General features: G+C 49.9%; 13 protein-coding genes. 9 read left to right on the plus strand and 4 right to left on the minus strand.

All coding sequences use genetic code 11. The features are described 5' to 3' along the window. The first annotated feature begins 678 nt into the window (after positions 1-678). Positions 679-2,271, plus strand: coding sequence for a sensor domain-containing diguanylate cyclase (locus tag C2I18_RS23510; RefSeq protein ID WP_249898140.1), 1,593 nt, complete (start codon positions 679-681; stop codon positions 2,269-2,271). Positions 2,272-2,351: 80 nt separating this feature from the next. After that, positions 2,352-3,146 (plus strand): cupin domain-containing protein, encoded by a 795-nt coding sequence (locus tag C2I18_RS23515; RefSeq protein ID WP_249898141.1) that lies wholly within the window; start codon positions 2,352-2,354, stop codon positions 3,144-3,146. A gap of 54 nt (positions 3,147-3,200) precedes the next feature. Here C2I18_RS23515 and C2I18_RS23520 read toward each other — a convergent pair whose 3' ends face one another. Beyond that, the gene (locus tag C2I18_RS23520; protein ID WP_249898142.1) at positions 3,201-4,193 is read right to left on the minus strand and encodes an acrylyl-CoA reductase family protein; all 993 of its coding nucleotides are present in this window, start codon (positions 4,191-4,193) and stop codon (positions 3,201-3,203) included. Positions 4,194-4,316: 123 nt separating this feature from the next. Between C2I18_RS23520 and C2I18_RS23525 the strand changes: the two genes are divergently transcribed. The 4 genes from C2I18_RS23525 to C2I18_RS23540 all read left to right on the plus strand — a co-directional run bounded on the left by C2I18_RS23525 (position 4,317) and on the right by C2I18_RS23540 (position 6,609). Beyond that, positions 4,317-4,913: a TetR/AcrR family transcriptional regulator gene (locus tag C2I18_RS23525; protein ID WP_249898143.1), complete on the plus strand. Its 597-nt coding sequence runs from the start codon at positions 4,317-4,319 to the stop codon at positions 4,911-4,913. 126 nt (positions 4,914-5,039) lie between these two features. Next, the gene (locus C2I18_RS23530) at positions 5,040-5,597 is read left to right on the plus strand and encodes an AAA family ATPase (protein WP_249898144.1); all 558 of its coding nucleotides are present in this window, start codon (positions 5,040-5,042) and stop codon (positions 5,595-5,597) included. A gap of 29 nt (positions 5,598-5,626) precedes the next feature. Next, positions 5,627-6,082 (plus strand): hypothetical protein, encoded by a 456-nt coding sequence (locus C2I18_RS23535; protein WP_249898145.1) that lies wholly within the window; start codon positions 5,627-5,629, stop codon positions 6,080-6,082. Between the two features lie 83 nt (positions 6,083-6,165). Continuing rightward, a complete protein-coding gene (locus tag C2I18_RS23540; RefSeq protein WP_249898146.1) occupies positions 6,166-6,609 on the plus strand; it encodes a GNAT family N-acetyltransferase in 444 nt (147 codons plus the stop codon). A 35-nt stretch (positions 6,610-6,644) separates the two neighbouring features. Here the strand turns inward: C2I18_RS23540 and C2I18_RS23545 are convergent, their stop codons facing one another. Genes C2I18_RS23545 through C2I18_RS23555 form a run of 3 tightly spaced genes read right to left on the minus strand, consistent with a single transcriptional unit; the run spans position 6,645 to position 9,147 of the window. Continuing rightward, a complete protein-coding gene (locus tag C2I18_RS23545) occupies positions 6,645-7,436 on the minus strand; it encodes an ABC transporter permease (protein ID WP_249898147.1) in 792 nt (263 codons plus the stop codon). 9 nt (positions 7,437-7,445) lie between these two features. After that, positions 7,446-8,276, minus strand: coding sequence for an ABC transporter permease (locus C2I18_RS23550; RefSeq protein ID WP_249898148.1), 831 nt, complete (start codon positions 8,274-8,276; stop codon positions 7,446-7,448). Positions 8,277-8,331: 55 nt separating this feature from the next. After that, entirely contained in the window at positions 8,332-9,147 is an 816-nt protein-coding gene (locus tag C2I18_RS23555) for an ABC transporter ATP-binding protein (RefSeq protein WP_249898149.1), read from the minus strand. 412 nt (positions 9,148-9,559) lie between these two features. Between C2I18_RS23555 and C2I18_RS23560 the strand changes: the two genes are divergently transcribed. The 3 genes from C2I18_RS23560 to C2I18_RS23570 all read left to right on the plus strand — a co-directional run bounded on the left by C2I18_RS23560 (position 9,560) and on the right by C2I18_RS23570 (position 12,196). Next, positions 9,560-10,042: a DUF2975 domain-containing protein gene (locus C2I18_RS23560; RefSeq protein ID WP_249898150.1), complete on the plus strand. Its 483-nt coding sequence runs from the start codon at positions 9,560-9,562 to the stop codon at positions 10,040-10,042. A 10-nt stretch (positions 10,043-10,052) separates the two neighbouring features. Beyond that, on the plus strand, positions 10,053-10,280 hold the full coding sequence (locus C2I18_RS23565) for a helix-turn-helix domain-containing protein (protein ID WP_249898151.1): 228 nt from the start codon (positions 10,053-10,055) through the stop codon (positions 10,278-10,280). A 941-nt stretch (positions 10,281-11,221) separates the two neighbouring features. After that, the gene (locus C2I18_RS23570) at positions 11,222-12,196 is read left to right on the plus strand and encodes a hypothetical protein (RefSeq protein WP_249898152.1); all 975 of its coding nucleotides are present in this window, start codon (positions 11,222-11,224) and stop codon (positions 12,194-12,196) included. Positions 12,197-12,375 lie beyond the last annotated feature (179 nt).

A 12,375-nucleotide genomic window follows, 5' to 3' on the forward strand; every position in this document is an offset into this window, starting at 1 on the left:
AGCACGTCATGCGTTGCTTCTGTTCCTGCATGCCCGCCAGCAGACTAACGGCTCAACCTCCACCACAAACCAACCATCTCCACCGTTTCATGACGATGAAATCCTGCGAATGAGTGAGTATTCGTGAGAAAACCCCTTAAATACGAGGGACGGACCCTGGATCCGTTATTTCATTCGAATGGGCTTCATTTACCCGTCATTTAGCAGAATAAAGGAACTACGGTCCGTTAGCGATGGAAACGGGGCAATTTTCGGCAAATAACGGACGCAGTGTCCGTTAGCGCGCGAAAGAGGACGAGGCCTATAATGGATGCGTCCGCAGACATAGAAATCCAGCAGAGAAACCCAAGACCACTGAAAGATCTGGGTTTCTCAATACTCTGAAGCACAAGCCAGCGGCTTGTGCTTTTTGGCATAATGTCTATGAAACTCGCAATAGCTAATTTACAGGCTTGTATGCCTTAGCAGCATTATGTACTCGATTTTTCGCATATAATCGCCTCGTTCGCCCCCCAGCAGCCAACTGTATTCGATTTTTTGCATCCAATGGGGCAACTTTATTCGAGCATCGCCACAGATGGCCGAAGCTGCAAAGTTGGAATGAAACGACGTATATACAAGCTTCATTAATCGTTTATAATGGGTAGATATGGCTTGGAACTACAAGGAGGTTGAAGAATGGCTGCACCCGCAAGAGCAGAAGCCAAGTCCGGCAGGAAGATTAGCCTGACCTTGCTGCTGATCGGCCTGGTGACACTGGTTTTTGTGCTGACCACTACGATTTTGCTAGTCGCTTCTTATAAATCGAAAAAAAGATCTTTAATCGATACAACGCTCAGCTTAAATCAATCCAATGCCCAGCGGATGAGCAAAACTGTGGATTCGCTGTTCCGTTCCATGCGCACGAGTCTCGCTTACAGTGCCGAATCCCTCTCCAAGATGAATGCTGCTGAGCCGGAGGCGATTGATGATTATCTTGAACTTATGCAGAACAGCAGCAATTATTTTAATTCGGTAATACTCGTATCTGCCGATGGCATGGTCCGCAGCAGCGCTCCACAGTCATTGGGGATCACCGGACAACAGGTAGGCTCCCCCTCAGTTATTGAAGCGCAGCAGCTGAAAACCTCTTTTTTATCAGAACCGCATATCTCTGCCACTACCGGAAAAATGCTTGTGTACATGAGTGAGCCGATATATGACGCGGAGAGGAACTATCTTGGACTTATCGGAGGAACTATCTACCTTCAGGATGACAACATACTTAATATGATTTTTGGTAGCAGTTCAATTGACAGCTCCGGTTCATACTTTTACATAGTCAGCAAAGACGGGCATCTGCTGTTCCATCCGGACCACAAGCGGATTGACGAGGATATTAGCGGCAATGAAGTGGTGAAGCAGCTAATGGAGGGACAGAGCGGGCAAATGCAGGCGATTAATGTCAGCGGTATCTCTATGCTTGCCGGTTATTCCAGTGTTCCCGCCAGCGGCTGGGGGGTTGTCGTGGTTTCCCCTGAGCAAGTTATTCAAAAGCAGCTAGTGAATTATCAGCGCAAAATACTCGCCTACACAATTATTCCCTTTATGATTCTGCTGCTGTGTGTATTTATGCTGGCACACCGGCTTGCCCGTCCTTTTGTCTATCTCGCGGATCTAATGAGTACAATGGGCAAAGAGAAAAAGAAGCTTCCCCAACTGAAGCCGCACTGGAACCGCGAAGCGGATCTGTTGAGACAGGCAGTTGTCATTGCGTGGACGGATATCCAGAAGCAGACGGATCAGCTGACACAGGTGGCCATGACGGATCCGCTTACAGGACTCACCAACCGCCGGTCACTGGAGAACAGCATTAACCAGGCCATTGCTGCCAGGATGCCTTTTTCGCTGATTGTGCTGGATATCGATAAATTCAAGTTTGTAAATGACACCTACGGCCATCTCGCCGGGGATGAGGTATTGAAACATTGTGCGCATATCCTTAGTACCAGTATCCGGCCAGGGGATGTATGCAGCCGTTACGGCGGTGAGGAATTTATAATTATGCTTCCGCGCACAAAGGCCGGGGATGCCTATGTTGTCGCTGAACGAATCCGCAAGTCGCTGGCACAAAGCAAAGGGCCTGTTGAACGGCGCATCACCTCATCCCAGGGAATCGCACATTATCCTACCCATGGCAGAAATCTCGAAGCATTGCTCAATGAAGCTGATCAGGCGCTGTATTCCGCCAAACACCTGGGGAGAAACCGTACAAGAATTGCCGGAGAATAAGCACACAAATGAGCATCTTCCATCCCGGAAGGTGCTTATTTGTGATTCCAGAAGGAGTCCCGTCACCTGGGCATAGGCGGATGCATACCCTATTGCAGAACGACAAAAAACGGTCAGCAGAAGGGAAGGATTGCACGGTGACTCTGAATAAGGATTACACATCGCCCAATACACAATTCAGCTTTGATGTGAACGGCAATACGTTATTTAAGAAGGATGCTTGCAACTATATTAATGTCTTGTCGGTGAAAGATCTCAATACGCTTGACAATACATCGCTGCTTGATATTTATCTGAGCAAAGCCAATGTCGTAGAACCGCATTACCATCAAAATGCCGCAGAACTCGTCTATTGTATCTCCGGGGCAGCTGTAGTTTCCTTAATAAACCCATTCACCAATGAGCTGCTCCACTTCCCGATTGCTCCGGGCCAGGTAGCGAATGTGCCGCAGGGCTGGTGGCATTATGAGGTAGCTACAGTGGACTGTACGCATCTGCTGGCTATTTTTAATGCACCTACACCGGAGGTTATTCTGGGTTCGGATATTCTGAAGCTGACTCCTGCCAATGTGCTGGCCCATACTTACTGCCTGAATGAAGCCAAAGTAAAGGATACGCTGGCGCCGGTGAAGCCGAGAACGTTCATTGGACCGCCTGCAGACTGCTGTGAACCAGCCAATGTCATGGCTGAAAATGCTGCTGCTCCCAATATGCCGGCTTACCAGTATCCAGGTACGCAGCCGGTGGCTCAGGGCTACGGATATCAGCATTATCCAATGCAAGGTTATTATGCGCAGCCTTATGCCCAGCAGTATCGTGAGCAGCCTTACAGCCAGAGCTATCCAACGTATCAGAACCAGGCCGTCCAGGAATAGCAGTCCGTACTTAACAAGAGAACTCCCGGAATAACCTGCCGGGAGTTCTCTGTATCAGGCCAGGCGGACAAGCACACGGCCCCTGGTATTGGATTTCAAAATGTCTTCGAGTGCAGCGGGCAGCTCTGCCAGCCTGATCTCACGGTCGACAAGGCTTTCCAGGGTATCCGGCTTCAGATCACCGGCCATCCGTTCCCAAATCATCTGCCGTTTACCGGCAGGGCAGGAGACAGAGTCAATCCCCAGCAGGCTTACACCGCGCAGGATAAACGGCAGCACTGATGTCGGCACCGCAGTTCCGGCGGTAAGTCCGCTTGCGGCGACCGCGCCGCCGTAGGCGATTTTGCTAAGAATGGCTGCCAGCGGTTCACCGCCGACAGAATCAACAGCCGCCTGCCAGCGCTGTTTATCGAGCGGCTTGGCCGCGCCGCTGCCAACCTCCTCGCGGGAGAGGATCTCGGCCGCGCCCAAAGCCAGCAGGTAACCGGCTTCCTCAGTCCGGCCGGTGCTGGCTGCGACATGATAGCCTTTCTTAGCCAGCATGGCTACGGCCGAGCCGCCTACGCCGCCGGTGGCGCCGGTGACAAGCACTGTACCTTTATCCGGAGCGGCTCCCTGATCCTCGAGCGCCTGAACCGACAATGCGGCAGTGAATCCGGCAGTCCCATAGATCATCGCTTCACGGAGGCTGAGTCCTTCCGGCAGAGGCACAACCCATTCCGCAGGAATCCGGGCATACTCGCTGAAGCCGCCGTAATGCGATACGCCGATGCCATAGCTGGTGGCAATTACCGGCTGGCCTTCCCGGAAGCGGCTGTCTGTTGAGGAGACTACAGTCCCCGACAGATCAATCCCCGGAACAAAAGGGTAACTGCGCACGATGTTGCCGTTCGGAATGCTGGCCAAGCCGTCCTTATAATTGACGCTGGAGTAGGCTACCCTGATCAGGACTTCACCGGCGGGCAGATCTTCCAGAGATAACTCTTTTACCTGAACCGTAAATTGTTCCGATTTGTCTACAACCAAAGCCTGAAATGTATCCGGCATAAATTCTCGCTCCCATTCTTGTACGATCTGTAATGTAAATCAGTTATATAATATTTATTCTGACCGGTCAACTTTTTAAGTGCTATGATATATTATACATTAACCTGATTGGTGGAGGGTCCTATGGTACGTTACAAGAAATCCGAGGAGAAACGCAAACAGATTCTGTCTGCTGCTTTTCAGGCATTATCTGAACACGGCTACGATTCCGTTACTTTGCAGACGATTGCGGATTACGCGAAGGTCAGCAAGGGCGTTGTGCATTATTATTTTGACAATAAAGAGGCTGTCCTTATCGAACTGCTGCAGTGGCTGACCGGCAAAATCTCAGCTAAAGAGCAGGCCGCCGTAGCAGAACAGCAGACCGCAGAAGGCAAGCTGGTTGCTTATATTGAATCGGCATTTGCGGGGCCGGCCCAAAACCGTTCTTTTTACCGTGTATATTTAGATTTCCTCGCCAGAGCGAGCAGGATACCTGTCTACAGGGAAATTAATCAGCGCTTCTATGACAGCTGTGCTGCGATCAGTACGGAAGTGCTTACCCTTGGACAGCAGGAGGGGATTTTCTCGAAAAAGCTGACTCCTGACACCACGGCACCGCTCATCCGGGCGGTCATCGACGGCTGTCTGATCCAGTGGCTGATGTCAGGTGACGATGAGCTTCATGCGGCATTCAAGGACTCCTGCCATGCGGCGGTTATGAAGCTGCTCAGAAGCTGAAACAGACATAATGCACTCTAACATAGCGTATAAGCAGATGAACCTGCTGGCGGAATGCCTTGCGGGTTGTTTGTGTGTCTGGAAAATTATACAATTAGAATGATATTTCCATTTTCAGGAGGCTTAATGAACAGAAGAATACACATTATGGGTGCTTCAGGCTCCGGAACAACTACACTCGCACGGGCCTTGGCCGCAAAGCTTCTGTACACCCCTTTGGACAGTGACGACTATTTCTGGGAGCGCAAATTCAGTGTGCAGACTGAAAAACATGAACGTTTGCGGAGGATTAGACAGGACTTAGAGGACAGGGAGCCGTGGATTTTGTCTGGTGCGGTATGCGGCTGGGGCGACGGGCTGAAATCCTGTTTTGATCTGGTCATTTTTTTGTGGATTCCTCCGAACCTCCGGCTGGAGCGCTTGCGGGCAAGAGAGTATGAACGCTATGGTGAGGACAGCCTGCCTGGCGGCAGTAAATATGAGGATGTGCAGGCATTTCTGAAATGGGCGGCTTTGTATGATACAGCGGGTGCGGAGGTACGCAGCAGAGTGCTGCATGAGGAATGGCTGTCCGGGCTCCAGTGCCCGGTACTGCGGCTGGTGGAGGATTTGTCAGTCGGAGAGCGTGTGGAAAGAGTGCTTGACTATCTGGGGCATAGCGGGGTACACAGTGCAGGAGAGTGATTTTACAACAGGATGAAAGAGGGAACTGTATGTTGAAATTTGTACGTAAACTGCTGCTGCCGGGAATAGTATTGCTTATCCTGACGGCCTGCAGTAACACCGAAACCCAAACCATCCGTCATGATTATACGTTTACTGGTGAGAGCGAGACATGGTCGGCGGAGTATATCCAGACAGCCTGGGAGAAGTATATCATTCCAGAAGATGAAGACAAACGGGTAGAATATGAAACCTCCAAAAAGTATAATTTTGAGCTTCGGTACAAGGGAGAGCAAAGTGATCTGGAAGATATAAAGCAGTTGCACTATAAGTATGAAGGAAGAGGCGGATCTGGAAGCATGAACATGGAAGGCCCCATTCCGGCAGAGCTTTTAAAGTCGGGCGCTTCTGGAACCGGGACAATGTTAAAAGAAGATTCAATAATCAAAGTAAACGTCGACTGGGACGGGAAGTCGGAGCAGTTTGAGCTGCGGGTGAAGGAATAATATCGGATGATTTATCCGAAGAATGGACAGCTTTAATAGTACGGCCAATGACTTTTTTTGTGAGAGGAAGCAGGAGCATACCCATGGTAACTATAAAAGAAATTGAAGCGGATTCTCTGGAAGCATTAAATGAGCTCTACAGTGAGTTGACAGGCGTAACCGCTAATCCGGGCAAACTGAAGGAAACCTTCAACATGATCAAGGCGGACAGCCGGTATATATTACTCGGTGCGTACACAGACGGTGAGCTGCTTGGTTCGTTAATGGGTATTATCTGCCAGGATCTTGTCGGGGACTGCCGGCCGTTTATGGTTATTGAAAATGTTGTTGTCTCCTCACGCGCCCGGCGCCGGGGACTCGGCAAACAGCTCATGACTGCGGTCGAGGCCATTGCCCATAAGCGAAATTGCTACTATATCATCCTTGTTTCCGGCGAGAAACGTAAGGAAGCGCATGTTTTTTATGAACGGATGGGCTACCGGGATGAGAAGGTGGAGGGTTACCGCAAGCATTTAACCTCGCATTAAAATGGGCACGGGAAGCTGATTACGGTTAACGTAATTCAGCTTCCCGTGCTTTTGTAATGCCTGACACCTATGCGCCAGATGAGCAGTGAGAACGCAAGAAATGCGGAACCGGCCGGGAGAGCAAGATATCCGGGCCATGATGGATAGCCCCAGCCGCACACCGCAGCCGCAGGATAAAAGCTGATGAACAGCATCGGCAAAAAGAAGCTGAACACCGACTTCAGTGCCCGCGGCATGTGCGGCTCCGGGATGCGGGTGATTTGATAGCTGGCATTAGTCAGCAGATAAATCCAGTCCAGCCCTTTGATTGTGAAAAAAGCGAGCCCCGACGTAAGCACGAATACCCCGCAGTACATGAGGCAGCCGCCGGCGAGCGCCATGACCAGGATGCCAGTCTTACCTGGAGTAAGTGATACACCAAGTTCCTCCAGCGCCCAGCCTGCTGCACAGATTCCGGTAACCGGACGCACTAGCCGGTGCAGGTGGAATCTGGAGGCTGCAACCTGTACGAAGAGGGATCTGGGACGGAGCAGCAGCCGGTCAAAATCGCCGGAGCGCAGCAGATACCACGGAAAATAATCAAAGCCGCGGCAGAAACTCTCCGCAAGCCCGAACGAAGCTACTGCCAGGGAGTAGACAAGGATGATGTGGGCTACGGTCCATTCGCCGATGCTGCCAAAGCGGGAGAACAGCAGTACAGTGGAGATAGGATCGGAGACGACAACGACAAACACCTGGATCAGCATCAGCCACCAGCCTTTATACTCCATCCCGGACAGCAGGTGCATCCTCAAGAATTTGAAATAGACTTTACCTTCTGTAATCATCGTATAAGATCACCCTCCCTGGACAATGATGCTTTTCAGTTTGCGGTTCATCATGAACCGGCCGGCTGCAATGAAGACTACGCTCCAAAAGAGCTGCAGGCCGATCCCGGGCAGCGCATCCGCTGGAGCCATACTGCCTACATACAGCTGGACCGGGATATCGGCGAATCCGCCAAAAGGCTGAAAATAGAGAAAAGTCTGCATGAAATCAGGCCAGAGCCGGAGCGGAAGGTAGGTGCCGGAGAGGATGTCGCTCAGCAGCAGCAGCATAGAAGTCGGACCGTCGCCCCAGGTAATGTTGAGCCGGATTGCGGTGACAAGCATGGCGAAGGCGGAGCACAGGACAAAAGCCATCCCTACAGAGAGCACAAAGAACAGCAGTCCCGGGATGGAAGCGGGTCCGCGCAGGGCATAGGCGGCAGGCATCAGCAGTCCGGCACCTATTGTTGCCAAGCTGCGGATCCATGAGGTGCCGAGCTTGCCGGCGGAGCTTTTGACGAACCAGTGTGTGTATAAGTTCATGGGCCGGCACAGTTCAATTCCGACGTCGCCGTTATTGATTTTTCCCATAATCTCGCTGTCAATGCTCATAGCCTGCAGTACGAACAACCCTTGGGCCAGCCATACATAGGATATCGTCTGCGCGAGACTTAGCCCATTATTGTTCCACGCTCCGTTGTCGCTGTATGTATAGAACACGGTGAACAGCACGCACTCCATAAGGCCCCAGAAGACGCCGACCATTGCTCCGGATAAAGCCGCTACCCGGTACTGCAGACCTTCGGCCATCCGGATCCGGAAGAGCGAGCCGCACGCCCGGGCGGTGGATCTCAAGTTCATGTTGCACCTCCTGATAAACGTAAATTATAGAATTGAACAGTGCTGATTTAACTCCTCAGACTAAAGACAGATCATTGTACATAGCAGCGATCATAGCGTCTGTGTTCACTTTCATGACAACCTCCGGCGCATATTTTGCCTGCAGACCGGCAAGTTCCCCGTCATACAGCAGCTGGCCGCGGCCGATGACCATAACCCGTTCGCACAGTGCTTCGATATCATCCATGTCATGGGTGGTCAGCAGCATCGTGACGCCGTATTTACGGTTTTCCTCTTTCAAAAAGTTGCGCAGCGCCAGCTTCGATACCGCATCCAGCCCGATGGTCGGCTCATCGAGGAACAGGATGGAGGGACGGTGCAGCAGCGCCGCAACCAGCTCACAGCGCATCCGCTGCCCAAGTGAGAGCTGTCTTACCGGAGTTTTTAACAGTGCTTCCACTCCAAGAGCCGCCGTGAGCCCGGACAGTCTGGTTTTGTAGTCGCCTGGCGGTATGGCATAAATGTCCTTCAGCACCTCAAAGGAATCCGCCACCGGCACATCCCACCACAGCTGTGATCGCTGGCCGAACACAACCCCGATTCGTGAGACATGCTCTACACGGTTTTTCCACGGAACCTTGCCCATGATGGTACATTCGCCGCTGTCAGGCGTGAGGATGCCGCTCATCACCTTGACAGAGGTAGATTTGCCGGCGCCGTTCGGCCCGATGTAACCCACCAGCTCACCTTCAGCAATTTCAAAGCCGATTCCGCCGAGGGCCTCCACCTCCGTAACATTGCGCATAAAAGCACCCTTCAGCAGACCCCATTTTCCCTCAGGCCGTTTGTACACTTTGAAGCTTTTGCGGATATCCTTCATTATGATTTGCATTCCATTCCCTCCTTCGTGCAGAAGATCATATCACCGGGGAGGAAGAACCTGCCAGCAGCACTGAGCCTGAATAGGATTCTTATCCGGAAGGGAAGAGGGGGTGGATCATTTATTTTCTCCGTTTTCCATAAAATTGCTTGCTAAGTTGACATTTCCGTGCTATAGTAATTTTATAGTAAGCGCCAGGGAATTGGGTTTTTTTTTTGTAACATATATAACCTATATAACTAACGTACCGGTGATGATAATCGCCGGTATTTTTGCGTTCACTTGGTGATTTAATTTGCTGTACATACGTATGAGTATAATTTTATAACAACAATAATATATTATTAATAGTTATTTATTTATTGCAAAACGATAAAATATGTGTTAAAGTCTGTTTAAATTAAATCACAAGTGAGGGGTTTTTATGGAACGAGGAACAACACTCTTTTTGAAGGCTGCGGTGATCCTGATCGGTATTCCGATTCTGGCATTGTGCATTTTTGTCGTGCCGGGGATTGCTGAATTTGCGGCAGAATTGTATCCCGACTATGCGTATATCAGGTATCTTATTTTCATTGATTTGTATGCGGCGGCAGTACCGTTCTACATTGCGCTGTATCAGGCTTTCCGGCTGCTGAGCTACATTGATAAGAACAAGGCTTTTTCTGACTTATCCGTCCGGGCCCTCAAAAATATCAAATACTGCGCAATTACCATCAGCTGCCTGCTTACTGCAGGGATGCCGCTCTTTTATCTTATGGCAGAAAAGGACGATGCCCCGGGCATTATTGTCATTGGACTGATCCTGATTTTTGCCTCCATGGTGATTGCCGTGTTCGCCGCGGTTCTCCAGAAGCTGCTGAAGGAAGCTATTGAACTAAAATCAGAAAATGACCTTACGGTCTGAGGTGACAATCATGGCGATTATAATAAATATTGATGTAATGCTGGCCAAAAGAAAAATGAGTGTAACCGAGCTGTCCGAGCGCGTGGGAATCACCATGGCGAATCTGTCCATTCTGAAAAATGGCAAAGCCAAAGCTGTGCGGTTATCCACACTGGAGGCGATTTGCAAGGCACTGGACTGCCAGCCCGGGGATATTTTGGAGTATAGAAGTGATGGGGACACGACAGACAACGGTTGAAGTAAATACAGCAGACACACCAGCACCTGCAGCCCCTGCCATATGATGGCGGGGCTATTTTTAATTAAAGTAACCGGAAAAACGGGAAAGAAAAGTCTCTGGTGGTGGCGGGTATGGAGAGGTAAGATGGAGAGGGATAGGTTTAACCTCCGGGGTGGCTCAATGTGCTCGGTTTTTCGAGTATAATGGGCTGGTTTACCCTCACAGGGGCCAAATGTACTCGGTTTTTCGCGTATAATGGGCTGGTTTACCCTAACGGTGACTCAATGTAATCGGTTTTTCGAGTATAATGGACTCGTTTACCCTCGTGGTGACTCAATGTGCTCGGTTTTTCGAGTATAATGGGCTGGTTTACCCTAACGGTGACTCAATGTACTCGGTTTTTCGAGTATAATGGGCTGGTTTACCCTCGCAGTGGCTCAATGTACTCGGTTTTTCGCGTATAATAGGCTGCTTTACCCTCGTGGTGACTCAATGTACTCGATTTTTCGAGTATAATGGGCTGGTTTACCCTAACGGTGGCTCAATGTACTCGGTTTTTCGAGTATAATGGACTCGTTTACCCTCGCAGTGGCTCAATGTACTCGGTTTTTCGAGTATAATGGGCTGGTTTACCCTCGCAGTGGCTCAATGTACTCGGTTTTTCGCGTATAATAGGCTGCTTTACCCTCGTGGTGACTCAATGTACTCGATTTTTCGCGTATAATGGGCTGGTTTACCCTAACGGTGACTCAATGTACTCGGTTTTTCGAGTATAATTGACTCGTTTACCCTAACGGTGGCTCAATGTACTCGGTTTTTCGAGTATAATGGGCTGGTTTACTCTCGCAGTGGCATTTCGTGTTCGGATTCGATTAACATTGAGAAAATAGTTAGAAGCAGCGACTGAATAAAGCAGTAGATTTTGAATAGTAAGTGAGAGTGAGGGAGGTCGGCAGATAATGAGCACTACATTTGAGGTGTATCCTACGTCTTCTTACGTACCCAGGATTACGGAACTATTGGCGCTTGCCAATCAGAAACTGCAAAATTTTTTACAACCGTTCGAACTGAAGACTGCTCCTGTAATCAGTGCACGAATTGGAGAGACGATAGTTCACACCAACTCATCCACCTTTCTGAACGCGCAGTGGGAAGAGGAATATGCCTGGTTTTTTGTGAATGATGCTGATGGGGGGACGGATGCATATTACAGTATCGTTAATGATTTGGATGTTGAGATATGGACTGAATACCAGGACAGCGGCCTTCGTTATACAAAAGTCCTGCATGCGCTCTCTATAGGCTATTATTGGTCCTTCCGCCGATCGTCAGGCCAGCCTGCAATGATCAATGTGGCCTACGGCTTTCTAGCTGCAGCCATGGCAGAACTAACCGGCGGATTCCTCTTTTCGGATGATGGTGCCTGGACAGGCGACCCCAGCCTTGCAAGCGAATTCGAAGGCCGGTATTTCAATCCTGCCAAAGCTAACAATTATGGAGACGCCCTCTGGTATGCAAGGTGCCTACAAAGCCTCATTGAGGAATATGGAGGAAAGCAATATGACCCGGGCATAACGCTTTTAACCGAACATGAATGGGAAGATAACCGAAGATTAACTTACGCACCATCCGGACGTACTATGGGGGAAGGTCCGGCGAAAGGTGACACTTTGCTCATTTTACATAGTGAATACCTCAATTATCCGTATGCCATCATTAACCGCAGTCTGGTGAAGCCGGATGAGCCTGCTCTTATTCGGATTTTAAGGCTTACAGATGTCAGAAGAGTGCTTGATCTTTCCGGACAGCCTGTCCATTCTGTTCAGGAGATCGATTTAAAGCCGCTGCTGATGAATCCTGAACTGACTTTTTGGTATAACCCGGTGTTGGGGAAAAACGGGGAGAATATTTTTAGACAGCTGACAGAAGCCTGAGTTACGGCGTTTTTACATCCACGCTCCTGCTGATTTAACTCATATCGAATAACAGCCCGGCAATCCGGTTAAAGGTTAGATAAGGCAGCGGCAATCAAGCAGAGTTATGCTATATAACCGTAACAAAACTGCCTGCCTCAAATCAGACAGAATAATTACTCCGCTGATGCAAATCCTAA

The sequence above is a fragment of the Paenibacillus sp. PK3_47 genome (assembly GCF_023520895.1).
GTDB lineage: Bacteria > Bacillota > Bacilli > Paenibacillales > Paenibacillaceae > Paenibacillus_AQ.